This window comes from Brevibacillus sp. AF8 (genome assembly GCF_021270385.1).
Lineage (GTDB): Bacteria > Bacillota > Bacilli > Brevibacillales > Brevibacillaceae > Brevibacillus.
On sequence record NZ_JAGQDN010000007.1, the window covers coordinates 138,762 to 164,623 of the forward strand.

The window sequence follows — 25,862 nt, forward strand, 5'->3', positions numbered from 1 at the left end:
TATCAAATGGCGGTTATTGTGATTTCCGGAAGAAATGCTTTTATCTTTTCATGTGTACAGAAGCCTTCCGACAGGGCAGTCGTGCTCCCAGCGGCGACAGCAAAACGAAACGCCGCTTCCGTATCCATTCCCTTCCTATAGCCATAAAGGAAACCGGCAACCATCGAGTCTCCGGCACCGATTGAATTGACTGGTTTGCGCTGCGGAATCTGGGCGACATAGGCCGCTTGCCGATTGACAAATACAGCACCCTGACCAGCCATCGACACGATGACGTTCTGTGCGCCCATTTGCAAAGACTTACGCGCCATGTCGATCGCCTCTGCTGGTGTGGCAATCGTCACCCCAAACAGTTCCCCCAACTCATGATGATTGGGCTTGATGAGAAACGGCTCTTCCGACAAACCGGTTTCAAGCGCTTTCCCCTTTGCATCGAGGAAGATACGTACGCCCTTGCCACACAGCCGCTTCATGATCGTCTGGTACATATCAGACGGCAAGCTTTTCGGCACGCTTCCCGCGAGTACCAGATAATCGCCGCTTTGCAAGCTGTCGATCTGTTGCATCAGCTTTTGGAGCGCTTTTTCCGGGATGTCCGGCGAGACTCCGCTGATATCCGTTTCGGTCTGCGCCTTTATTTTTAAATTGATTCTGGAATCCTGTCCGATTTGGATCAAGTCATGAGAGATGTCGGCTTGCTCGATCTGCTGTTGAATAAACGCTCCCGTAAACCCACCGACAAACCCCAGCGCCGTGCTGTTTTCCCCGAGTATGCGGAGAACCTTTGATACATTTATGCCTTTTCCGCCAGCGACCTTCCACTCTTTTTGCGCCTGATGAATGGTTCCTTGCGACAGAGCAGTGATCCACAAGTGGTAGTCAATCGATGGGTTCAGGGTTACTGTGTAAATCATGCTTTCACCACTTTAAGAGTTGATAGTCTGCCGTAAACTTGTTGTTCCTCTTCGCTCAAACCGTCATCCGTGATTACCGTGATGCCTTGCAGGTCTCCCACTTTGGCAAAGGTGACCCTGGAAAACTTGTCAGAGTCGGTCAAGACAAATCGCTCGTCAGAAAACTGCAAGGCCAGTTGCTTGACGTATGCCTCATCTGGGTCAGGTGTGGTCAGACCGTGATGCTGGTCAATGCCGTTGGTTCCGAGAAAGCATTTGTCGAATCGGTATTGACTGAGCGCAGTGATCGCATCACGCCCCACCATCGACAGTGTAGCCGCTTTCAATTCTCCGCCCAGCAGGATCGTTCTAATGTTTCGTTTGATAAGCTGAAGGGCAATGTCCACCCCGTTGGTAACGACCATAATATTTTCGTAAGGTAAATAGGGCAGCATCTGATACGTCGTAGTTCCCGCATCGATGAAAATCGAGTCGTGTGGTTTTATCAAACTGGCGGCATATTTGGCAATCGCCAGTTTCTCCCGCTCATGTTTGACTGATTTTTCCAGAATCGTCGGCTCTTCGATTTTGCTCTGCAGCACAGACGCCCCGCCGTGCACGCGTTTAAGCAAGCGCTGTTCTTCCAATTCGCTTAAATCTCGCCGGATCGTCGATTCCGATGCCCCAGTTGCTTCCACAAGCTCATGAATGCGCACAATATCTTTTTCTTTCACTAAAGCTACTATCAGTTGATGACGTTCAGGGGTTAGCATCGTATCCTCCCTTCTCCTAGTTGCACCAGGATTGATTTTGATTATACATCCAAATTCAATCAAAAACAATCATTAATAGTCACAATCAGTCAGGGATCGTTCACTCCTTCGGATAACAGACAAAGCCACCCCAAATCATCGGAGTGGCTTCCATATGAATCTATGCATAAACTTAGCTTGCCGAATGAACGCGGTCCTGACTTACTCTGCTTTCATTTTTTCAAGGACAAGCTCTATCGATTTCTCCTTGATGTGGGGGAAATCACTGATGATCCAGTGAGGAACGACATATACATGATTGTTTTTGACTGCTTTTAACTGCTTCCATAATTCGCTGTTAGTCAACTCTTGGAATCTCTTATCGGATTCTTTGTCTGGACCTTTGGCTGAATTTCCGACCTGAATGAAAATATGATCTGGATTCAGCTCCGGCAATTTTTCCATAGAAATAACTTCAAACTTTTTCATAGCTTCCACTTGCGGCAACGGCTTCAATCCCAAATCGCGGGCAAGCGTCGCGCCAAACAGTTGATTCGGTCCGTAAACCCGATATTCTTTTGCCATGACCCGCATGTAGAGCACAGTTTCATCTTTGCCAACTTTTTTCGCCAGCTTTTTCTTGGCTTCCTCGGCTTTTTGATCATAACGTGCCAACCATGTGTCAGCTTCCTTTTCCTTGCCAAGTATGCTCGCTAATTCACGGAAAGCAAGTCGCCAATCATCCTGGTCTGGTAAAATGATTGTGGGAGCTATTTTTGATGCTTCGTCATAAATTTTAGCATGGACTTCCCTGCCTATGATCAAATCAGGTTCTGCCTCCAGAATGGCTTCCAGATTCGGGTCATCTCCCAGATTTTTCACGCCTTCAAACGGGTTCCCCTCCATGTATTCCAAGTTCGTTTCTCCCTGGTAGGATGCCATGGCATAGGGCTTGATGCCAAGAGCGTAAAGAGAGTCAGCCAGCCGATAATCAAGCACTGCAATTTTCTTTGGCTCCCCTTTTATCGTCGTTTTTCCGGAATAGTGTTCAATGACCCGCTGTGCAGATGATTGATTGTTACCGGCAGTAGACATTTGTTCCTGGCTAGCACCGCAGCCGGTGAGGAACAAGCAGCTTGCCAGAATGAAAGAAAGTGCTGCGAACAAATTAGTGCTATTCTTTTTCATAAATCAGTGTCTCCCATTCCCATTCTCTTTTTGGTAATGATAATCATTTTCATTATATCGTAGCACAGTATAGTATATTTATTTCCTTTTATTTTTTCAAGCTTTTCATCCTTGCTCTGCTTTCCTCTTGAATTTTGTCCTTTAGCCTCCTATGAAAAAAAGAACCTCCAATCCAAAAACGGATCGAAGGTTCACTGTAAGATTGCTATTAACTAATTAACTATAAGCCAGTTCCTTTTTGCTTAGACCCAGCGCCTCGTCTGTCGAACGTTGAATCTCGTGGAGAAGCTCTTGGTTTTGCATGAGTGACACGCCATAAGAAGGAATCATTTCTTTGATTTTCGGTTCCCACTCTGCCATACGTTGCGGGAAGCATTTTTCTAATACCTCAAGCATAACCTGGACAGCTGTAGAAGCACCTGGAGATGCGCCGAGCAATGCAGCTACGGAGCCATCAGCGGCACTAACCACTTCTGTACCAAATTGAAGAGTACCTTTACCCGCTGGTGTATCCTTGATAACTTGCACGCGTTGGCCCGCTACCACGATATCCCAATCCTCGCTTTTCGCATTTGGAATGAACTCTCGTAGTTCTTCCATGCGCTTTTCATGCGATAACATTACTTGCTCGATCAGGTATTTGGTCAATGCCATTTCTTTTACGCCTGCCGCCAACATCGTCATAACGTTGTTCGGCTTTACGGAAGTGATCAAATCCATATTGGAACCTGTTTTTAAGAACTTTGGCGAGAATCCCGCAAAAGGTCCAAACAGCAAGGATTTTTTGTTGTCGATGTATCTGGTATCCAGATGCGGTACCGACATTGGAGGAGCGCCGACCTTTGCTTTACCGTACACTTTTGCATGGTGCTGCTCTACCACTTCCTGATTTTTACAAACCATAAACAATCCGCTTACCGGGAAACCGCCGATATGCTTGGACTCTGGAATACCGGTTTTTTGGAGCAGGTGCAAGCTTCCGCCGCCACCGCCGATAAAGACGAATTTGGCAATATGCTCTTCGATGTTACCAGTGCCCATATTGTACACTTTCAATTTCCACATGCCGTCGCTCGTACGTTTGATATCCTCAACAGCATGGTTGTAGTTAATCGAGACGTCTTTCGTCTTCAAGTATTCAAACAACATACGTGTCAAAGCACCAAAATTGACATCCGTACCAGAGTCGATTTTGGTTGCAGCTATTGGTTCATTCGATGCGCGGCCTTCCATGATGAGCGGAATCCATTCCTTCAGTTTTTCAGGGTCATCGGAGTATTCCATCCCTTGAAAGAGAGGATTGTTTGCCAGCGCTTCAAAACGCTTTTTCAAAAAGCTTACATTCTTTTCGCCTTGCACCATACTCATATGAGGTATTGGCATAATAAAGTCTTGCGGATTTTGGATGAGATTGTTTTTTACTAGGTAAGCCCAGAATTGTCTGGACAGCTGAAAATGTTCATTGATTTTAATGGCTTTGCTAATATCTATAGACCCGTCAGCTTTCTCGGATGTATAGTTCAGCTCACAGAGTGCCGCGTGGCCAGTACCCGCATTATTCCATTCGTTCGAGCTTTCTTCGCCTGCTTTTGCGAGTTTCTCAAAAACTTTGATTTCCAACTCCGGTGCCAATTCTTTCAGTAATGCTCCCAGAGTTGCGCTCATGACACCTGCACCAATCAAAATAACGTCTGTTTTTTGCTGTATGGAGCTCATAATACCCTTCCTTATCTACTGTTTTTGTAAAAAAGAAGTAGTAGCTCCTTGCCCCGTTGCAAGACGCTACGAAAACATCTTACCTTTCACAACTATAACTATATCATAGAAATTATTTATTGATTCAATTATCTATTATAATTAGAGGATTAATAACTATTTAATGTTGGTAAAAAAGGGAGGATTCCGCAAACAGTGCCTGATAAACCCGTAAAAATCATGGTCTTGCCTCAGTTTCTTGCAGGGAGTTAGAATTTGGTTTGTTCTTACCAGTGAGGAGCTTACCATATAAATTTCCCGTTACCAATGGTAAAACATGGCAAAACAGATGCCTTAATCTCATATCTAAGGAGAGCTGGAGATGAACTCTTTGACCCACCTAACAGACAACATTCCGTGGCCGCGTTTGACGACAGCCTATGGCAGAGGTACGGACATTCCTCGGCTTATAGAGACCGGGCAATATGAGGAGTTGGCCAATCTAATCGAGCACCAAAGCACCTTGTGGCAGACGACGCCGTGGGTGCTGCTAATACTCTTGCAGGAGCTTGCCAAACAGCAACCAGAGCAGGTTTCTTCGCAGGAAATTCAGTTGTACTTGGCTGTAGCTTCTGCTATAAACGTGGACGAAATGGATTCGCAAAATGCGGTTGAGACCATGAACGAGCTATTGGACGAAAAGTACTTGTGGCCAGAGGACGAGGAAGACGATGAATTATGGTGGGAAGAAGAGGAGCCGCGGGGTTATGAGCAGGAAGCCTTTTTCAGCTATTATTCCTTCAGTTATTTGCTGCTAAAAGAAGCCATTCCCGTTTTTACCGCGATTATGAAAGGGAATGATAAGCTCGCTCCCGCTATTCAAGAGCTGCTGCTTATGCTCCAGTCAAAGGATGTTAGTACTGTCGAATAGGTATCGGAGTCTCTTTGATAGTACCCACCCCCGTCACCTTATGATGGGGTGGGTATTCCTAGCTGCTGTACATAATATCGATGGGCAACCTCTGCAATGCGATCCTGGTCTTCCCAGAAGCTCTGATCAAGCTGATCCAGCCGTTCTTCCTCTTCCTCTGTAAGGAACCGTGGAATATCCCAGAGTTGGGTGAGGCGGTTGTCCTCCGATAGATGCTCGATGCAGGCATATCCCGACTGGACGATTTCGAGTGCATGGACTGCCCCGATAGCTTGTAAGGCCCGTACCGCGTAGATATATGCCTCTTCTCCCCAGTTGCAAAAAAACTGCAAAAACCCGCCGTTATATACATCAGCTTCTAGTAGCCATAAGGCGGCAATCTCTTGTTCCTGTGAGGTCAGTGTGTTCCAACCCGAAGCATTCTTTTTCTGCACAAAGGCAGCGGCAAAATCGAACCATACGTCATGGATATCCAACTTGCTCAAAATGTACGCCCCCTAAATGTTTAATCCCTTCAAGATTAGATGTGCACAAATCACACGAAATAAATTAATCTTATATGAATACATAATGATTTGGTAGATGGTGGTAGATTCGCGTGGCTGGGATCTAAGAAAAAGAATCGTTTAGGAGGTTTGCAATGGATCAGGTACTTATCGAACAATTGAATTGCTGGCATGAAGAAGACGAACACCAGCAAATTGTGGACTTGCTGCTAACCGTTCCTGAGGAGGAGCGAGAGTATGAGGCGGTCAGCCGACTGGGAAGAGCTTATAACAACTTGGGTCTATATGAAGAAGCTCTCAACCAATTAAAGAAAATTGCTGAAGCAGGTCAACAAGACCCAGTCTGGCACTTTCGGGTAGGCTATGCCCTCTATCATTTGAAACGATTTGAAGAGGCGGCACAGTCATTCCGTACCTCAGACAAGTTAGAAACCGGTAATCAGAATACTGAATCATGGTTAAGGTGGAGCTTGCAAAAAGCGGAGAAGCAGCAAAGACAAGAGCTTCGGATGGCTGCTAAAAGGGCAGCGGCTGTTGAAGGTTCAGCATCGGAGGAAGTTCCTTTTTCAAACATGTCACTTGAAGACTTTTGGGATGACAGCGAGTACGCGAAAAAGGCATATCAATCCGCGCCACCCACGGATGAACTGATCGCATCGATTGAGGAAGAGCTGGGATACAAGCTCCCTGCCTCCTATCTTGCACTAATGAAGCAACAAAATGGCGGCGTTCCGAAGAACACGTGCTTTCCAACAGAAGACCCTACCTCCTGGGCTGAGGATCACATTGCCATTACGGGTATTCTGGGCATTGGTCGAGAGAAAAGCTATTCGCTCTGTGGGGATCTTGGCAGTCGATTTATGATTGAGGAATGGGGATATCCCGACATTGGAGTTGTCATCTGCGATTGTCCTTCAGCAGGTCATGACGTAGTGATGCTGGATTACCGGGCATGCGGTAGAGATGGTGAACCCGAAGTCATCCACGTCGATCAGGAAAGCGATTATGAAATTACGTTCTTGGCTGAAAATTTCGAGGCGTTTATCAGAGGCTTGGTGAACGAAGAAGAATACGATACCTCCGAGGAGGACAAGGAAGCGGCTCTTTACAAAGTAGCCCACGGGAAATTCTCTTCTTTGCTGGAGGAGCTGTGCACTCCCGTATCGGAAGTGGAACAAATTGAACAGAAAATACGCAGCATTTGTACACGGATTGTAGAGGAAAAAGGCTTTTTTTCTTTTCATGCAGATGAACTTTCGTATCTGATGTACGATGTGCAGTTTTGGCTATACACAAAGTCATACCCCGATACCACTCGTGAACAGTACCTCGCTGTCTATGAGAAAATGATTGCCTTTGGCGGGGAATTCGGTCAAGGCGGCTATGCTCCGGGCTGGATTAGCGAATGGCTGGATCGTCGCAAGGAGGAAGGCCGGATCGTACAGGAAAATGGACACATCCGTTTTACAGATCAGTTCGCTGCGGAAGTGATTCAGCAGATACGGGAAGCCTAAAATACTTGGGAAGCAACAAAGAGCCCACATGGTCGCGGGCTCTTCTTTTTATTTCCACTGATTGCGAGCAAATCCCTGATTGCTATGCCGTACTACTCATGAAAATCGAGCCCTGATCTGACTTCTTTCACATACCCTGCCCGAATGACGAAATCTCCGAAATGTTCGCCTTCCTCACGTTCTTTCGCATACCGATTTAAGATCGGCCGCAGTTCATTCAGTATTTCTGCTTCTCCGATGTTTTCACGATACAGCTTGTTCAATCGATTCCCGGAGAAACCACCGCCCAAATACATGTTGTATTTACCGACAGCCTTCCCAATAAAAGAGATTTCCGCGAGTGCAGGTCTTGCGCATCCATTTGGGCATCCTGTCATGCGAATGACGATCTCCTCATCACGCAAACCCGCCTCATCCAAGATCAGCTCGATCTCATCCAGCAATGTAGGCAAATAACGCTCTGCCTCAGCCATCGCGAGTCCGCAAGTCGGCAACGAAACACAAGCCATGGAGTTTCTCCGCAGTGCAGAATAGGCAGCTCCATCGGTGAGCCCGTATGCTTGAATGATCTGTTCAATTTCCGGCTTCTTTTCACTGGTGACATTTCCAATGAGGAGATTCTGATTCGGCGTCAGGCGGAAATCCCCTGTATGCACCTTGGCAATTTCCCGCAGTCCGGACTTCAGGAGGTAGTTGTCCTCGTCTTTTACACGGCCATTCTGAATGAAAAGGGTAAAATGCCAGTTATCGTCGCTCCCTTTTACCCAACCGTAGCGATCGCCATTATGCTCGAAGTGATAGGGGCGTGCCTGCTCCAGCTCCCAGCCCAGTCGCTGCTCCAGTTCATGGATAAACCATTCGATACCACGGTCGTCGATCGTATATTTGAACCGAGCGTGCTTTCGTACCGCGCGATCTCCGTAGTCTCTCTGGATCATGACCGTTTTCTCGGCGACCTCCAATACTTGTTCCGGTGTAACGAAGCCGATTACCCGCGCCACCTGCGGATACGTTTTGGGATCGCCGTGGGTCATTCCCATTCCGCCTCCGACCGCAACGTTGAAGCCTAACAATCGACCTTCCTCATGAATGGCGATAAAGCCCAAATCCTGTGAAAAAACGTCAACATCATTGGCAGGCGGTACGGCGATGCCGATCTTAAACTTGCGCGGCAGATAGACAGGGCCGTAGATCGGTTCTTGCTCTACCCCATCCCGACTGTCGACAACCTTTTCCTCATCCAGCCAGATTTCATGATAGGCGCGGGTTCGGGGGTCCAGATGATTGCTTATTTTTTTGGCCCACTCGTAAACCTCTTGATGAACTTCCGACTCGTACGGATTTGGATTGCACATGACATTGCGGTTGACGTCCCCACAAGCAGCCAATGTACTTAACAAGGCCTCGTTTACTTCTTGAATCACCTGCTTCATATTCCACTTAATCACGCCATGCAGTTGAAAAGACTGACGAGTCGTCAGGCGAATCGTCCCATTCGCAAACTGCTGGGCGATATCGTCCATCATGAGCCATTGCTCTGGCGTGACAACGCCACCAGCGGCACGCACACGCACCATGAATTGATAGGCCGGCTCCAGCTTCTGTTTGCTCCGTTCGTTGCGAAGATCCCGGTCATCCTGCATGTAGCTGCCATGAAATTTCATCAAGCGATTATCATCCTCAGGAATCGACCCAGAAATCCTGTCTTCCAGCGTTTCCGCCAGACTTCCCCGCAAGTAATCGCTTCGGCGTTTAATGTCCTCTACATCGCTGTGAGGAGCACTGTTTGGCGAAAGCAAATGATTTTCTGACATGGTTACATCTCCCCTCTCATTCTTTCTCAACACTCAGTAGACATCTCGCTGATAGCGTTTTTCCTGCTGCATCCGTTTCAAATACGCAACAGCTTCCTCTGAATCAAGTCCGCCCTCTTGTTGAAGAATGCTGACCAGGGCAGCGTGAACGTCGTGCGCCATCTTTTTCTCGTCTCCGCATACGTAAACGTGCGCCCCATCCCGCAGCCATTGGTAAAGCTCTTTGCTCTTTTCAAGCATCCGGTGCTGAACATACACTTTTTCGCTCGTATCTCGAGAGAACGCGACATCCATATGCGTCAGTACGCCCTGTTTGAGCCAACGCTGCCATTCGAGCTGATAGAGAAAATCTGTGGAGAAATGCTGGTCGCCAAAGAAAAGCCATGTCTTGCCCATCGCTCCAAGCTCCTCCCGTTCCCCCAGAAAAGCGCGGAATGGAGCGACACCAGTTCCGGGACCAATCATGATCAGCGGAATGTCCGGGTTAGCCGGTAGCTTAAAGTTGGGGTTATGCTGAACAAATACTGGCAGCGTATCACCCGTCTCCAAACGATCCGCGATATAGCTGGAGCAAACGCCGTAGCGATCTCGGCCATTAGCCTGATAGTGAACATTGCGAATTGTCAGATGAACTTCGTCCGGGTAGGACTTTAAGCTGCTTGAGATCGAATAGAGACGCGGCGGTAGCTTTCTCAGGATGGAGACAAATTCTTTGGCAGGCACGCCCTTCAAATCGTAGTCCTCCACCAGATCTAGCAAATCGCGATTTCGAACATAATCACGAAGCTTTTGCTCCTGTCCTTCCGCAAGCAGTTCCTGTAACCCGGTTCCTGATGATAGCTTTCCCGCTTGTTCCAAGAGAGGCTTGGTGAGAACCGTGATTTCAAAATGACTGGACAAGGCCTCTTCCAACGGGAGCTCTTCCCCGTTTTTGTTTATCATAACAAGCTCTTCCGGCTTCCAACCCATTGCGTCAATCAGCTCACGGACAAGGCCAGGATGATTTTTAGGATAGATCCCCAAACAATCACCCGGTTCATACTCGAGATTGGAACCCTCAAGGGAGATTTCCAAGTGACGGGTTTCCTTATCTGATCCCCGTCCGTTCAGATTCAAGTTCTCCAAGACCACAGCCTGAAATGGATTGGATCGTGAATATTCGGTCTGTGACCCTGACCCCACTGCACCGCTCACGATTGCGCTTGCAGCAGCAACTTGGGTCGCCGTAGTTTCGCTCAGAGAGGCCAGGACCTGATTCATCCATTCAGAGGCTTGTTCATCGTAATCCACATCGCAATCGACCCGTGGAGTTAGACGCTTGCCGCCTAGCTCTTCCAACCGCTTGTCGAACTCTTTGCCAGTTTGGCAGAACAATTCATAGGAGGTATCGCCCAATGCCAGCACGGAAAAACGCAGGCCCTCCAATTTAGGCGCTCTTTTGCTGTGCAGGAACTCATGGAAGGAGATGGCGTTATCGGGTGGTTCACCATCCCCGTGTGTGCTTACCACGACAAGCAGGTTTTCAACCTTTTTCAACGCATTCGTCTTGAAGTCACTCATAGAGGAAAGAGTTACGTGGAAGCCGTGCTCCTGAAGCTTTCCAGTCAGCACCTTGGCCAGCTTTTGGCTGTTCCCGGACTGAGACCCGAAAAGCACTGTCACCTCTTTGGAAATGACTTGCCCATTCGTAGCTGAAGTGGCTTGAAACCCAGCGGACATCGGTGCTTCCACTTTGTGAAGAGCTGCAAGATACCCGCTCAGCCAAACCTTTTGCACCTCCGAAAGCGTAGGCAACAACCGATTTAGGAGCTCTACTTGTTCCTGACTGAAAGGACTGTCTGTCACCTTAAGTACCAACGATATGCACCTCACACGAGAAAAAATTAATTCCGAGTAATCTTATATGATTATTTACTTTAAACTACCACAGCGAGTAGAATCCGAGCAATTGGAATTCGTTATTGTCATCATAAGTTTTACTAATCGTTGGAAAACAGCATAAAAAGGTCCGGTCCACAGAGTAGGAACCGGGGTGGTACCATAGAAAAAGCTACGGTTATCTGAAAGACACCGTAGCTAATCAAATAGAGTTATATGCAGTTTTCTATCCCCTACCAAAATAAGTCTCGACTCTATGTAGTGGCGATCAGGAATTCTTCTCCGTTTGGCAGTGAAAGACCATCGGTGCGGCCAGTAAAGTAACGCTGGTTAAGTTCTGCGGAGGAAACATGCCGGACTTCTCGAAAACCTGCTTCGCGGGCCAGCGCCAGCATCTCCGGCGGTGTGAAAAAGCTAATGAAAGGCGTGCCGCTTGACCGCGCTCCCTTTTCTGCCTCTTCAACTTCGGGCCGCTCCTTAGTTTCTGTAAAGTTGAAGGGGAGCAAAAACGTCATAGCCAGCGTGGAGCCCGGAGCAAGCGTCGCTACTTGACGCAGCGTAGCCACAATCGCATCCTGGGTAAGGTACTGAGTGACACCAGTGGATGCTACCACAGCTGGTCGGCTAGCATCAAAGCCGGAGTTCTTGAGTTGCTCCCACCAGGACCAGCCTGCCTCAAAGTCAACAGGCACAAATCGTAACCACTCGGGGATGCCAAAGCCCAGCTCGCTCAAGCGTTGCTTCTTCCAACCCTGCGTGTCTGGCTGATCGACCTCGAAGATCCGCATCTGAGAGGCGATTTTCGGTCGGCGCTGAGCAAAGGTGTCGAGGCCAGCGCCGAGGATGACGTACTGGGTGACGCCTTGCCCGAGCTGTTCGGTGACCAAATCCTCAATAAAACGAGCACGGGCCACAATAGATGCTCGAAATCCGCTAGTGCTTCCAGGGTCCATGTCGGGACGTTGGCGCCAGTCGTCTTCCGGGGCCGCCAGTCGCAGACCGATCTCGTCTTCCAACACATGTGGTGGAGAATCGATCTGTGCGTGCAATGCCCGCCACAACGCGACCCGCACCGCTGTATGGTCTGGTACCGTAGGTTGCTTTTCATGCATGGCTGCTCTCTCTCCTATCGATTCATCTATTCTATGCTTCATACAAAATGGTCTGATTTTAATATGCTCCTATTTAATCGGACAATCCTGACCAATAGCAATTCAATGCTTCCAGACCATCCTACTCCAAAGACTTGCCTTTACTTCTCTGGGCAAAACGAAACACATGATGCGGATCGTACGTTCGCTTCACCTGCTTCAATCTGGCAAAGTTCACACCATAATACGCCTTAGGCCAGTTCTTGATCTGCAAATCTTTCTTTCATGCTAAACGAGACTCATCAATTAGATCTTCTAACTGTTGATCAGTCCCAGTGTTTTCGATTGGTGTATATACCCTCATCACGAAGTCAGCACTTTCAGGCACGGCAAAAGAATTGTAACGAAAACTCAACAGGCCAGCTTTAGGATGATGTATCACTTTTTCCCCTGTCGAAGTCCCGGATACATCATGTTTTCGCCACCACATTCTAAACTCCTCACTGTGTTCACACAATTTGTCAACTAATTCCCGATACCACGAATCATTCATGTACAAGGCGTATCGGCTTCTAAAATGAGCCAACAGCATCGTGGCGACGTTTTCCCAATTAACAATGCGAGCCTCGTTATCTTTCATCATGAAGACTCTCCAAAGTATATTTCTCTCGAGCTCTGCTATCTGATTAAAGTCTCCGCAAAGCGTACTTGTAATTTTGTTCCATGCCGTTACGTTCCAGCGTCTATCGATGACATAGGCAGGGTAGCTCCCCATCCTGTCGAGAATTTGCTGGAGGGCAGGAGAAATTGATTCGCCTACTGTGACGTATGGAACTACAGAACAATTAGCCAATACAAACAAATGATTGCGCTCGTCATGGCTGAGTTGGAGCGTCCGCGCCAAGCTCTCCAGCACTTGTTCCGACACCTGAATATCCCTTCCCTGCTCCAATGCCGTGTACCATGGCAAAGAAATCCCTGAGAGAGTCGCCACTTCCTCCCGCCTAAGACCAGGCGTACGACGACGTGCAGTTTCAACATGTAATCCCGCCTCTTGCGGGGAAAGGCGTGAACGACGGGTCCGGAGAAAATCAGCTAGCTCCCTTCGTCTTCTTTCATCATTCATAACGATCATACACCTCTATCCTAATAGAATTTATACTACTTTTCCGAATCGTACTGTAAATACAGAGCTATTTGTCAGTTAATGAAGCTGATTATAATCCACTTATCACCGACAGTGAAGGAGGACGATCTTATGAGAAATCTGGAACTTTGCAGTACTTTGAAAGGCAAGCGTGTTATCCTGCTCGGAGGAACTTCCGGAATTGGATTTGCGACAGCGGAAGCCGCTGCGCGGGAAGGGGCATCTGTTGTTGTAGTGTCCAGTCGAAAAGAGAGAGTTGACGATGCTGTCTCGCGTCTCCCCCAAGGTACGGAAGGATATGTGGTTGATCTATCAAATGAGGAGCAGGTTCGCGTATTTTTCAGCCGTATTGGTGAATTTGATCACTTGGTTTTCACTGCTGGAGAGCCATTTCAGCCTGAAAATCTCAACACCGTTGACATGGACAAGGCGCGCCAATTCTTTAACATCAGGTACTGGGGTGCAGTTATGGCAGCGAAATATGGCTCGGAGAAAATACGGCAAAATGGTTCCATTATATTCGTTTCCGGCGCTGCTTCAGTTCGGCCTCCAAAGGGATTGACGATCGGAGCCAGCATTTGTGGTGCTATCGAGTCTCTGACAAGGGCGCTAGCCGTCGAACTGAGTCCGCTTCGTGTCAACGCCATATGTTTCGGATTAATGCGTACTGAATTATGGGACAATATTCCTGAAAAAGAACGAAACACCATGTACGAGACTGTCGGGAAATCCCTCCCCGTTGGCCGAGTGGGTGAACCCGAGGACGCGGCTGAAGCGTTTCTCTATTTAATGCGTGAGAAATACTCCACTGGCCAGGTCATTGTCGTAGATGGCGGTTCTACGCTGGTATGACAACAAATCCAATCAGCTTTAATTGGCGAAATCCCCTCATAATCGAGGGGATTTGCCATGTCCCAGATCGCGGAAACGAGTACGTAGAAGAAGCCGGATACCCATGAATGATCCTGTTGAGGTTTGCAAAAACTGAGGCACATCCCATTGTGCTACAAAGCGATCCCCATTAGTATATTATGGAAGGGGGTAGGGTTCCGTTGAAAACAGCGAGTGAGATACTTTCAATCATCAGTCATGACCATTTTTTAGAGAATGTCTTCCATAAAGATGTTGATTGGGACGCTGAATTAGACGCTAGGGATGCTGTTGAATTTGATACGGCATGGAGTTCTGGTTACAAAAAAGTTGATGAAATTGACCCCTCTGAAAATACTGTGATCAGAGAAATTAGGGAATTTGTGTTCAAGCAAACTTTTCGGATAACCCAGAATTCAGAGCTGGCAGGGTATGCGTCAGATGACTTTGGTCTTATTTCCAAGGCGTTTGAAAACAAGATCAATATTGAATTTATCAATAACCTATGGGATTCCTACCTGCAAGGGAATTTCCCGAATTGCAGTATATGTGAATGAATCTTCATACATAGCGATTATGAGAGTAGTCAAAAAAGACCGGAGAAGCATATAAAATATGCACTCCGGTCTTCTTGGATTAGGGAAGAGAGTTCTTTTTACTTTTTGGTTGCTGCTTCAATATCTTTGTACGCCCAATGAGTTGGAGGTACATCCGGCCAGCTTTGTCCTATTACTGAACTTAATTGCGAATGGTTCAGCAAACGATTGATGATGGTGACCGTTTCTGCTCGAGTCAATGTCTTTTGGGGTTGGAATGTACCATCAGGATAGCCGGCCAAGTAGCCTTCTTTACTTACTGCCGCAATAATCTGAGTTGCCCAGTGATCTGCTGGCACATCGTAGAAGTTGTTCGGCATGCCGTCTCCATTTAATCCCAGATATTTGTATACGATGGTCGCCATTTCCGCGCGCGTGATTCCGCCTCCCGGATTGAACGTACCATTCGCATAACCATTCATCAGACCTGCTTCATTCGCTCTTCTAATCGCATCTGCCGCCCAATGCTGGTCGGCTACGTCCATAAACATTCCGCTTGCGGATGTAGTCTTGACCATTCCTGTGTTTACCAAGATCATGGCCATTTCTGCACGGGTTACTTGGCGATTTGGATCGAAGTTTCCGGTTGGATAGCCGTTCATGTAGCCTGTTTGGTCGTTTTTCTCTTTTGCTGGCTCACTTGGCTTCGGTTCTACATAACTGGAGCTGCCTCCAGTAAAGAACGGGTTTTGAACTTGATTCGTGCTTTCCCGGTCTTTTTTCCGTTCTTTATCCCGGTCTCTGTCTCGTTCGTCGACAGATTCTAAACCTCTTCTTGCTTTTTTAAGCTCAGCCAGTGCTTCGTCTACCTCGTCCTGGGTTGCATTAGGATCTTCCAGTACGTCATTTGCTCGCTTCAATGCTTTCTCGAGCTTTCTCCAACTTGAAGATGTATAGTCATCTTCATCCAAATCTTCATCGTCGATCTCATCTACTCTTGCTTGCAGCTTTGATTTGTCGACTGTAGGTGTAGGCTCATCTGGTTTTCTCAAACCTTCTCTGGCCTTTTTCAATGCCGAGAGCGCTTTGTCTACTTCTTCTTGGGTTGCATTTCGATCAGCCAGAACCGCATTCGCTTTTTCTAATGCTTTTTGCAGTTCATCCCAGCTCTCGCTTGTGTAGTCTTCACCCGCAAGATTCTCGGATTCGATTTCTTCCGCTTTTGCTTGCAGCTTCGTTTTGTCGACGGTAGGTGTTGGTGTAGGTGTAGGCACGCTTGGTTTTTTCAAACCTTCTCTGGCCTTTTTCAATACCGAGAGCGCTTCGTCTACTTCTTGCTGGGTTGCATTTGGATCAGCCAGTACTTCATTCGCTTTTTCCAACGCCTGTTTCAGTTCTACCCAGCTCGCGCTTGTGTACTCTTCTTCCTTCAAGTTCTCAGCCTTGATTTCATCTGCTTTTGCTTGCAGCTTCGTTTTGTCGACGACGGGTTGGGTTGGTGTTGTATCTACGGTAATAGACTTGGTCGCTTTGGCTGACTTGCCGTCTACTGTCGTCGCTGTTACCTCAACGGTGTACTCACCATCTTGTAAATCTTGGGTAGGTGTAAACGTCCAGTTGCCTTCTGTATCAACTGTTACTGTTGGAGTATCTATTACATTGCCAGCTTTGTCTTTAATCTCAACGGTCACCGTAGATCCCGCTGTTGACGTTCCTTTGAACTCTGGTTTCTTTACAGTGACTCGATCTGCACTTGGTTCAGTAATCGTAATTGTCGCCCCAGAATCCTCAACATTTTTGTTAAATGGATCTACTGGAACACCGTTTGTACCTTTTAGGTTCCCCAAGCCATCATAGGAAATGTTTACTGCTTTATCGGAAACATTCGTACCTGCTGGCAAGGTGATCACTAGCTTTGTAGCATCATTTTCGTCAACTTTGAAAGTGAGACCACGGTTTTCTACAGCTGTACCATCAACTGTAATTGTAAATCCAGTTAAATCGGTTAACTCCACTCCTCGATCAAACGTTACCGTTATTTTATTGCCATCCGCTACTGTTTCTTCAATTGTAGCAGCTGTTGGTACGGGTACAGTTGCGGCAATCGTAAAATAATTGCCATTAGCAAATTCAGCACTATTAAGTGTTGCTGTGCCATCTGTAAGTGGATGGAATGCATCGTTCTGATCGAATTGCTCATCCTCACTAACAACCAGATACAAAGGCCACTCGGAAGCGCCTGCTACTTTGTCTACGTGCAGCGTAACGTCTGTATCTTGCCAATTCGTTTTCTCTACTTTATAGGTGCGTCCAATACGTTTTAGACTTTCTGTATCTTTTGTTATTGGCGTCTCGAATGTAACGTCTCCACCGTTATCGCTAAAAACAAAGAATGATTTATCTTCTGCAATCGTCTTGGTATTCTGGGCATTCGTCTCTTGAATCGCATTGCCTATTGCAAGCGTGACATTGGCACCGTCAACCTGAGATTTCGATTGCTTTTGATACAAAGCACCTGCTTCATCACGACCGATCCCTGTGATGCGGTTGCCGTAGCCAGTGTTGTTGCTAGCTTTCCACATCGTTGAGCCATTGCTAGCAACATAATCAATCGGAGCATTATTTTCATCTTTCAATGTCAATCCGTATTTTAAAGCAAGGTAACTGTTGACTTTGTTTCGGTCTTCATCAGTCAATTTACGGTTATAAAGGATCGTTTCAGACATCTTCCCGTAAAAGCGACTGTTATGACCTGCACCAAAATAATAAGGTTTACTTCCGCTTGTTATCGGAGATGCAAAGTTGGGAGTATTACTGTTTGTTGTCTGTAATACTTTTCCATTTAGCGAAAGCGCCCAATCATTTGGAGCACTCCAGATGTTTAACATCGCTCCATTTTTTAATTGGTAATCACCGACGTCTACGCTCAAGCTACCTTCGTCTCTACCGAAATATGAACTTATGGATTTTCCATTATTAGCTCCATAAACAACTGCAGCTGTGTGTTTTCCTCCAAACTCCCATGGAAATCCGCTATATTTGTCACTTGCCTGGACAGAGAATATTTCCCGAGCCGTAGCAGCATTATTATTAAAATCAATGGAAGAGCGAGTATAATACCCTTTATTTGAGTCAATTTGGATTCCGCTATTAAAATTCAGAGCGTTAGGCACATTGTCATTGGTACTAGCACCGCTAGGCATCCATACTCCGCCATCTGCCAAGTCTGTTAATTGATTGATTTGGTTTCCCGAAAGCACAGCACTGTGTTCTACATCAACCCAAGAGAGTAAGCCTTCACTCACCCCGCCTGGCCCTTGCTTAGGTACCACAGCGGAGATCGTTCCCGTTGCAATCGCGCCACCAACGGCGACTGCTCTTACGTCAGTTGCATCTAAAACATTATCGGGAGTAAAGTAAACGGTCACTTTTCCTTCGCCGTCTGTTCTTACCATTGACCAGTCTGTGATTGGGTTGCCATCCGCATCTGTCCAAGTTCCTACTTTACTGTTTGTCAATGTAATCGAAACATCAGCGGCTGCAGACCTGTCAGGGTTGTACGCGGTAACAACTACTTTGTGTTTCCCTGGCTTGTCCGATTTCTCCACTGTCATATCAATGAATGATGGCGCTTGTCGATAATCATTTGAACCCTCTGGGGTACCGAAGTTATCTCCAATCGGTGCAAAGTCGTTGACGAAATACCAGCTCAAAATTTCATGCGATTCGTACCAGCTTGAAGTGGAACCAGTGAAACCAGCATAAATTCCCTTTGTGTCACCAAAAATCCCCTTTAGATTGATTCCATTCGCATTAATCAAGGGATCGCTTGGTTTGCTCGCTGAATCGTTCAAGTACACCTTTACATTACTGGATGCACCATCATAATCAATCCAGGCATAATACGTGTTCCCATTCGCCAAAACAAACTTCGGGTTACCGGATTCATCCTTAACATCGTTGAGATTCTTGTACCACGACGGATTATCATTTACCAAATTTCCATTATAGGCAATTCCAATATAGTTGTTTGATGGATCGAGAAATTTTTGTTGATTATAATTGTTCAGATAGGTGTCAAATTTTATGCCTAGACTTGGACTAACTCCTGCTAGCCCCAGATTGCCACCAAAGCCGCCCAACTTTGTAGGGTCCCCTACGATGGCAAAGGTCATTCCATCAGCGGTATTCGGCAGATTACCGTCAATCCGAAATGAAAATCCTGTGCTAAATGAAAACTCTTCATGCGGTTGGAAGAATTGTTTGTTAAAAACGCTGCCGGTTTGACTTGCTTGCTTCGGAGTCACAACCAATCTTCCATCAAGGATTGTCGAATTTCCATTTAACTGAAATAGTTCTTGCAAAGATGGATTTGAAAAATCATTAATGTCAAACTTGTACGTTAACCACTTGATAGATTCAGCCGCCTGCACTCTCTCAGGCACTCCTGCCATGGAGAAACTACTTGTTACTAGCGCCAACAAAAGCATGAACGCTAGTGGACGTTTCCACCAATTACGCAGCTTCGTAATTGTTTTCATTGCCCTTTTTTCCTCTCCTCTCAGCTTTTGATATTTTGTGTATGAATAGACTTCTCCTAATTTGCCATCTTAACAGGGGCGCCTCTACAAAACCTCTTCAAAGCCCCTGATCCACCATGAATCCATAAACACCCGATATATTAATTTTAAAAGGTGTCCTGAAAATCTTGTCGAAAAGTAATCATTTGAGAAACGGCAAAGACATAGAGAGGCATGACTTGCATCCAAATTGGGGGATTAAGAGGTTGCTACTATTACGAATTGAGGGTACAAAATGAAATGAAAACAGTCGCCTGGAAATGGACGAAAATGATCGTTGTTGCTCTACTAATGGTGACAGCCATTCGCTTACTCTGGATGAGTTTTCTCACCACCTTTGACTACGCTGAAAAACCAGTCGCTGTACAAGGGGTGCTTGATTTACGCGGGTGGGAATTCTCGGGATACCAAACATTACGGTTGGATGGGGAGTGGGAGTTCTACCCTTCTCAGTTCATAGAGAGAAACGATCTGAAGAAACCTGAGGAAAAGACATACCTCCAAGTGCCCAATCGATGGGATGAAGCATTTGTTGAGGAGGAAGGTATACCGGACTCGTTCCGCTTCGGCACATATCGACTACGCATCTTGCTTGATCCGGAACAGGAACAGACACTTGGGATCAGGATCAATGAGCTTCGAACTGCCTCGGCCATCTATGCCAATGGGAAGTTAGTATCCCAGGTGGGACACCCGGCAACCAGCTTCATAGAGCACCAAGCACGCAATATCCCCTATACTGTCAAACTGACACCAGAACAAGGCCAAATAGAGTTGGTTATCCATGCTTCCAATGATGCCGGAGCAGGAGGAATCACAAAACCCATTCGCTTCGGTACGATAGAAGCTGTACAGATGCGGACGATCCTCTCCATCAGTTTGCAACTATTATTACTCGTCGTGTTTCTGATCCATAGTTTATATGCCTTGCTCCTGTACTTCTTGGGTGCCAGAAATAAAGGCTTGGTATATTTCTCTTTGGTCATGATTTGTGGAATATTGACTGTGGTGACAGCCGATGACAAGTTGTTATTTGTCTGGCTGCAACTCGATTATGATTGGACAGTTAAGTTGACGTATCTCGTCTATGTTGGTGCAGTCGCCTTCATACCTGCCTTGTTTCATCATCTACTTCCTGCCTATCTGAACAGAAGGATTTTACAAGGTTTCGGTGGCTTGTGCAGCTTATACGCCATATTCATTCTCTTCGTACCTGCTGGAACTATCTTAGCGATGGTCAGAATGCTCTCTATCGTGATGCTCCTATCCGTCATTATTTCTGCCTACATACTCTGGAAAGCCATTCGGGACAAGGAAGACATTATATTTCTCCTGCTAGCTTGCTTGTTTGTAGGGGTGAATGTGATCTGGACGATTGCTTATGGAATATTAGGCTTAGAATTTATTCACTACCCCTTCAACCTGATCTTTGCCGTACTTGCTTTTGCGGCATATTGGTTTAGACGATTTTTCCGGGCAACGACTGAGACGAAACATCTTGCTGAGAAATTACAGCAAGAGGATAAGCGCAAGGATGAATTTTTGGTGAATACTTCTCATGAACTGAGAAACCCATTACACGGAATCATCAATATCACACAAGCGATTATCGAGGATACAAACAATCCCCTTCATGAAGAACACAAAAAGCGTCTGGATATTCTCCTGCATGTCAGTAGACGTCTGACGCTCATGCTAGATGATCTGCTGGATGTAACCCGATTAAAAGAGAACACCATTCGCCTGCATGAGAAAAAATTAAACCTGCAGTCTATCTTCGCTGGTGTTTTCGATATGGCGAAACTGATGCTGGACGGAAAGCCGATTGCTTTAAAAGTGGAAATAGACGATTCGTTTCCTTCTGTTCGGGGAGATGAAAACCGGCTGATTCAAATTCTTTTCAATTTGGTGCATAACGCCATTAAATTTACAGATGAAGGAACCATCACAATTCGCGCGACAACGTCTAACGGATTTGCGCATATCCAAGTAGAGGATACTGGGGTTGGTATCGAGGAAAAAGCTTTGCAAACCATTTTTCAACCTTATGAACAAGCGGAACTGAATTCAATCAGAGCAAGTGGCGGATTCGGGCTTGGCTTACATATTTCCAAACAGTTGGTCGAGCTGCACGGCGGTACGCTATCGGTTCAGTCCACCCTGGGAAAAGGCTCTGCCTTTACCTTTACACTCCCACTAGCTACAGATTCCGTTCCAATAGAAGAAAACAGCGCTCAGACATGGATGCAGACTTCCCTAGAAATGGTCGCTGCAACGACGGATCGAATCACGACACCGATAGAAACGGTTTCTTCTATGAATAGAAAAGCAAAAATTATCGTTGTGGATGACGACAGTATTAACCTGAACATCCTCCGCAAAATGCTTGAATCAGATCAATATGAAGTAAGTACGGCAACCAGCGCTCAGCAAGCCCTGTCCATACTGGAACGCAAACCGGTGGATCTGGTCATCTCAGACGTCATGATGCCTCACGTATCCGGCTATGAACTAACACGCATCATCCGGGAACGATTCTCTGTTTTAGAACTGCCTGTCCTGCTCTTGACCGCGCGCAATCGCTCCGAGGATATTGTAGCCGGCTTTCAAGCAGGGGCGAACGACTATGTTAAGAAACCCGTCGATGCTTGGGAATTAAAGGCGAGAGTAAAAGCCTTAACAGAGTTTAAAATATCCTTCGATGAACGTTTGCGTATGGAAGGAGCATGGTTACAATCACAAATCGAACCTCATTTTTTATTTAACGCATTGAATTCAATTGCCGCCTTGGGACTCCAGGACTTCACGAAAATGCAGGCACTGCTTGATGAGTTTAGCAACTATTTGCGTTTGAGCTTCGACTTTCATAATTCTGAACCCATTATTTCGCTTCACGATGAACTTGATCTCGTTCGATCTTATTTGTATATCGAGAAGCAACGATTTGGCGATCGATTGCAAGTGGAATGGGATCTGGACCCTGATCTTGATTTTGGCTTACCGCCCTTATCCATACAACCACTAGTCGAAAATGCTATCAAACACGGCTTAATGCAACGCACAAGTGGAGGAACACTCTGGATTCACATCAAAGACAAAGAGGAGTATTTCGAAGTTTCAATCCAAGACGATGGGGAAGGGATAACAGAGGAAGATCTGAATCAACTTTTCAGCCAAACAAGGCATGGCAAAAAAAGAGCAAGCGTAGGTCTGCGAAATATTGAACGGCGTCTAAAACAACTATATAACCAGGGATTAATGATTGATAGCTCACCTGAACAAGGTACGAACGTCACTTTTAGAATCCCGAAATAAGGAATAAGCCACTTGGTTTATTCCTTATTTTTCTGCTTCCAAAGTTCATACCATTCTGTAATAGCCGGATTAGGCTGTTCTTGCAATTCGTTCCATAACACACTCGTTAATTGATCATATTGCTTGTGAACGGAAGAGTGCCTTCCCATGTCAGCAAATATTTTCATAAGGAAAAAATAAGCTTCTTCCTCGAGCGGATAACGCTGACAAATGTCCAAACATAGCGTGATGGCTTTGTCCCATTCATCATTGGCGTAATACCAATCCACCATTTTCACGGCGGTTTGCACCCATTGCAGTTGTAATCTTTGACGCTCGCTTTCTGCCCATATGTAATGATGCTCTTGCAAATAATCTCCTTTACACAGAGCTATGGCTTGTTCATATTCGCCAATCGTCTCCGCAGATAAGGATAAGTCAGAACGAAAAAAACGCTCAAACTGATCCACATCCAAGATGGTTTGTTCTAGTCTTACCTTATACCCTTCTGATGTATTGCTGATTTGAAAGTATTTACTAATTGGCGCCAACGTTTTGCGAATATGATAGATAGCCGTATACAATTGATGATAGGCTTTTTCCGGTTCAAGCTCTGGCCAAAGCAACTCAATGATCGCCGTTTTATTAACCGCTGTTCCCCTGTGTTGAACCAAATATAAAAACAACTGCTGCACCTTGGCAGTTCGCCAACGAAGTGGGATTTCCTGGCCTCCATCTACAATCGTTACTTGTTGAAACAGAGTCATTTGTAAATTCTCCGATTTCTGAAGGGAGAAGGTCGCCTGTTCCTCCATCATCGATTGAATTCGTTTCATTGTATTTTGCAGACGTTGCTTGCCTACTGGCTTTAAGACATAGTCAAGGGCGTTCAGCTCAAATGCTTTAATCGCATATCGCTCATATGCGGAGACGAAGACAATTTGTAATTGAGGTTTCACTTCCAAAAGCTGTTCGGCCAACTCGATACCGTTTAGCTTTGGTATTTGAATATCCAAAAAGACAATATCAATCTCATTTTTTTCAATCTCACGTTTACCAATCATCGGATCTGTAAACTTGCCAACAATTTCAAAATCGCCGATATTTAATAACTGATGCTCTAAATAATTTAGTGCCAACTCTTCATCGTCGATTAAGATCGCTTTCATCATGTTCCCCACTTTAATATTCTACCTATTTTCTAAACTATTCCCTCCCTGAACTTTTACTCAAACATTCCCGCTCTTCGATTACTGCTCAACTTGCCTTTCACTCTCTTCCTCTTGTATCGCTGGATTTTCATTAAGCCGGACTTTATAGGACTCGCCCCATACTTTCATTGACATAATGACTGGTTCCAGAGTCCTTCCGAAATCAGTAAGGGAGTATTCCACTCTTGGAGGAACCTCTTTATATATTTCGCGATGGATAATGCCATCCCGTTCAAGCTCTCTTAACTGCAATGTGAGCATAAACTGCGTGATTCCCGGATTGAGGCGCCTGAATTCATTGAATCTTTTCGTTCCGTTCAGGAGCTGATAGAGAATGATCCCCTTCCACTTCCCACCAATAACATCCAGCGTTGTTTCAACCGGACATGCTTGCATATCTGGACTTGCTCCATATTTCTTTCTTCGGTCTCCCATCAGCTTATCCCCCAATGGTTTGATTTTTAATACTATACCATAAAAATATGCGTACTTACTTAAAGTAATTGAATCGATTTACAATGCAACTATACAACATTTCCTATTTGAGAGGATGAATACACATGAATACTCACCAAAAGATGAAAGCTGTCGGTGCTTACCAGTACCTCCCTATATCCAATCCGGAAAGCCTTGTTGATCTGCACTTGGATAAACCGGAACCTACAGGCCGCGATTTGCTTGTACGGGTAAAAGCAATCTCCGTCAACCCAGCAGACGTAGGCGTCCGCGAAAGTCATAACTACGAAGCCGATTCACCGAAAATTCTTGGTTGGGATGCCGCTGGAATCGTAGAACAAGTCGGTCCTGACTGCCAATTGTTTAAACCTGGGGACAAAATCTATTATGCGGGCAGTGTGTCTCGACCAGGCAGCAACAGTGAATTCCACTTAGTTGATGAACGAATTGTGGGAAATATGCCGCGAAGCTTGGATTTCGCTGCCGCCGCCGCATTACCACTTACTTCGATAACTGCATGGGAGGGCCTTTTTGATCGCTTAGGAATTAGCCTAAATAATGCAGGTGAAAACAAAAGCATACTGATTATCGGTGCAGCTGGAGGAGTAGGATCGATTGCTATTCAACTTGCAAAATTAGCAGGTTTGACCGTCATCGGTACTGCTTCACGTCCAGAGTCAATTCAATGGGCTAAAGGTCTCGGCGCAGATTTTATCATAAACCACAACAACCCTTTTCTCCCTCAACTCAAAGAAGTTGGTATTGACGCCGTCGATTATATCTTTTGCTTGAATGATACTGTTCAACATCTTGAAAATATGGCGGAAGTCATTGTCCCCCAAGGTAAAATTTGCTCTATCGTTCCTACAAATAAGGCTACCTGGGCAGGGAGCTTGAAAATGGACTTGCTGTTTTCTAAAAGTGTAACGTTTGTATGGGAGTTCATGTTTACACGGTCCTTGCTTCAAACCAATGACATGATCAAACAACACGAATTGTTGAATGAACTGGCGAACTTAATCGATGAAGGAAAAATAAAAACTACGCTGACTGAACGACTGGAGCCTATCAATGCTGCAAACCTGCGTCTGGCGCATGAGAAGCTGGAATCTGGACGGGCCATTGGAAAAATTGTTTTAGAGAACTTCTGATAGGACGAAGACGAAGTAGGCACGTTTGGTTCCAAAAAGCAGTAATGTGAATAAACAACGCTAAGGCCCCTTGCTACTATGGGGCCTTTTTGAATACAAAGGTAAAAATTTTCCTTTACTAGTGATACAGCAATTCGTCAACTATATCCTGCCGTGTTGAATTTCCTTCCCGATCCTCCCGTGCCCCGGGATTATCCAGAATCATCATAAGCGGAGCCTTCGGATTTCCTTCACCCCAGATGACGCGATTCCGCTGCTTGGGTAGTTCGCATATTTCACAATGCTCTATACCATTGGGCGCTTGTTCTTCAGGTAAGATTACATAGGGATGATCCATTCTCTTGTGGTGCAGCTC

At 46.0% G+C, this 25,862-nt stretch carries 18 protein-coding genes and 2 pseudogenes; 6 read left to right on the top strand and 14 right to left on the bottom strand.

What is annotated here, in order from left to right; translation table 11 throughout:
* Positions 1–2: 2 nt before the first annotated feature.
* From pfkB to KB186_RS12260, 4 genes are all read right to left on the bottom strand, one after another.
* On the bottom strand, positions 3–914 hold the full coding sequence (pfkB, locus tag KB186_RS12245) for a 1-phosphofructokinase (RefSeq protein ID WP_232773710.1): 912 nt from the start codon (positions 912–914) through the stop codon (positions 3–5).
* The gene (locus KB186_RS12250; protein WP_142497324.1) at positions 911–1,666 is read right to left on the bottom strand and encodes a DeoR/GlpR family DNA-binding transcription regulator; all 756 of its coding nucleotides are present in this window, start codon (positions 1,664–1,666) and stop codon (positions 911–913) included. Before KB186_RS12250 ends, pfkB begins: the two co-directional genes overlap by 4 nt.
* Before the next feature lie 201 nt (positions 1,667–1,867).
* Positions 1,868–2,833: an ABC transporter substrate-binding protein gene (locus KB186_RS12255; RefSeq protein WP_232773711.1), complete on the bottom strand. Its 966-nt coding sequence runs from the start codon at positions 2,831–2,833 to the stop codon at positions 1,868–1,870.
* A gap of 216 nt (positions 2,834–3,049) precedes the next feature.
* A complete protein-coding gene (locus tag KB186_RS12260; RefSeq protein ID WP_173611684.1) occupies positions 3,050–4,549 on the bottom strand; it encodes a malate:quinone oxidoreductase in 1,500 nt (499 codons plus the stop codon).
* A gap of 361 nt (positions 4,550–4,910) precedes the next feature.
* On the opposite strand from KB186_RS12260, the gene KB186_RS12265 reads away from it, so the two are divergent.
* Positions 4,911–5,459: a hypothetical protein gene (locus KB186_RS12265; protein ID WP_221868670.1), complete on the top strand. Its 549-nt coding sequence runs from the start codon at positions 4,911–4,913 to the stop codon at positions 5,457–5,459.
* A 38-nt stretch (positions 5,460–5,497) separates the two neighbouring features.
* On the opposite strand, the gene KB186_RS12270 is transcribed toward KB186_RS12265, so the two are convergent.
* Positions 5,498–5,944: a DMP19 family protein gene (locus KB186_RS12270; RefSeq protein ID WP_173611682.1), complete on the bottom strand. Its 447-nt coding sequence runs from the start codon at positions 5,942–5,944 to the stop codon at positions 5,498–5,500.
* Between the two features lie 155 nt (positions 5,945–6,099).
* On the opposite strand from KB186_RS12270, the gene KB186_RS12275 reads away from it, so the two are divergent.
* Positions 6,100–7,479, top strand: a complete 1,380-nt coding sequence (locus KB186_RS12275; protein ID WP_173611681.1) for an SMI1/KNR4 family protein — start codon at positions 6,100–6,102, stop codon at positions 7,477–7,479.
* Between the two features lie 92 nt (positions 7,480–7,571).
* On the opposite strand, the gene cysI is transcribed toward KB186_RS12275, so the two are convergent.
* The 5 genes and pseudogenes from cysI to KB186_RS12300 form a co-directional block, all read right to left on the bottom strand.
* The gene (cysI, locus tag KB186_RS12280; protein ID WP_221868669.1) at positions 7,572–9,293 is read right to left on the bottom strand and encodes an assimilatory sulfite reductase (NADPH) hemoprotein subunit; all 1,722 of its coding nucleotides are present in this window, start codon (positions 9,291–9,293) and stop codon (positions 7,572–7,574) included.
* Between the two features lie 33 nt (positions 9,294–9,326).
* Positions 9,327–11,150: an assimilatory sulfite reductase (NADPH) flavoprotein subunit gene (locus KB186_RS12285; RefSeq protein ID WP_232773712.1), complete on the bottom strand. Its 1,824-nt coding sequence runs from the start codon at positions 11,148–11,150 to the stop codon at positions 9,327–9,329.
* Between the two features lie 275 nt (positions 11,151–11,425).
* Entirely contained in the window at positions 11,426–12,325 is a 900-nt protein-coding gene (locus KB186_RS12290; protein WP_232773713.1) for a class I SAM-dependent methyltransferase, read from the bottom strand.
* A gap of 79 nt (positions 12,326–12,404) precedes the next feature.
* Positions 12,405–12,539, bottom strand: a pseudogene (locus KB186_RS12295) (BBE domain-containing protein); the annotation flags it as partial.
* Positions 12,540–12,545: 6 nt separating this feature from the next.
* A complete protein-coding gene (locus KB186_RS12300) occupies positions 12,546–13,397 on the bottom strand; it encodes a helix-turn-helix transcriptional regulator (RefSeq protein WP_232773714.1) in 852 nt (283 codons plus the stop codon).
* Positions 13,398–13,520: 123 nt separating this feature from the next.
* Between KB186_RS12300 and KB186_RS12305 the strand changes: the two genes are divergently transcribed.
* Together KB186_RS12305 and KB186_RS12310 are read left to right on the top strand one after the other, a co-directional pair.
* Positions 13,521–14,261: an SDR family oxidoreductase gene (locus KB186_RS12305; RefSeq protein WP_232773715.1), complete on the top strand. Its 741-nt coding sequence runs from the start codon at positions 13,521–13,523 to the stop codon at positions 14,259–14,261.
* A 200-nt stretch (positions 14,262–14,461) separates the two neighbouring features.
* A complete protein-coding gene (locus KB186_RS12310; protein WP_232773716.1) occupies positions 14,462–14,836 on the top strand; it encodes a hypothetical protein in 375 nt (124 codons plus the stop codon).
* Between the two features lie 98 nt (positions 14,837–14,934).
* Here the strand turns inward: KB186_RS12310 and KB186_RS12315 are convergent, their stop codons facing one another.
* On the bottom strand, positions 14,935–19,356 hold the full coding sequence (locus tag KB186_RS12315; protein ID WP_232773717.1) for a DUF8202 domain-containing protein: 4,422 nt from the start codon (positions 19,354–19,356) through the stop codon (positions 14,935–14,937).
* 279 nt (positions 19,357–19,635) lie between these two features.
* On the opposite strand from KB186_RS12315, the gene KB186_RS12320 reads away from it, so the two are divergent.
* Positions 19,636–22,710, top strand: a complete 3,075-nt coding sequence (locus tag KB186_RS12320; RefSeq protein ID WP_232773718.1) for a hybrid sensor histidine kinase/response regulator — start codon at positions 19,636–19,638, stop codon at positions 22,708–22,710.
* A gap of 17 nt (positions 22,711–22,727) precedes the next feature.
* Here the strand turns inward: KB186_RS12320 and KB186_RS12325 are convergent, their stop codons facing one another.
* Both KB186_RS12325 and KB186_RS12330 read right to left on the bottom strand, forming a co-directional pair.
* The gene (locus KB186_RS12325) at positions 22,728–23,861 is read right to left on the bottom strand and encodes a response regulator (RefSeq protein WP_232773719.1); all 1,134 of its coding nucleotides are present in this window, start codon (positions 23,859–23,861) and stop codon (positions 22,728–22,730) included.
* Positions 23,862–23,939: 78 nt separating this feature from the next.
* Positions 23,940–24,335, bottom strand: coding sequence for a winged helix-turn-helix transcriptional regulator (locus KB186_RS12330; RefSeq protein WP_173611675.1), 396 nt, complete (start codon positions 24,333–24,335; stop codon positions 23,940–23,942).
* Positions 24,336–24,460: 125 nt separating this feature from the next.
* On the opposite strand from KB186_RS12330, the gene KB186_RS12335 reads away from it, so the two are divergent.
* On the top strand, positions 24,461–25,507 hold the full coding sequence (locus KB186_RS12335) for a zinc-binding alcohol dehydrogenase family protein (protein ID WP_232773720.1): 1,047 nt from the start codon (positions 24,461–24,463) through the stop codon (positions 25,505–25,507).
* Between the two features lie 157 nt (positions 25,508–25,664).
* Here the strand turns inward: KB186_RS12335 and KB186_RS12340 are convergent.
* A pseudogene (locus KB186_RS12340) lies at positions 25,665–25,844 on the bottom strand (uracil-DNA glycosylase); the annotation flags it as partial.
* Between the last annotated feature and the right edge of the window lie 18 nt (positions 25,845–25,862).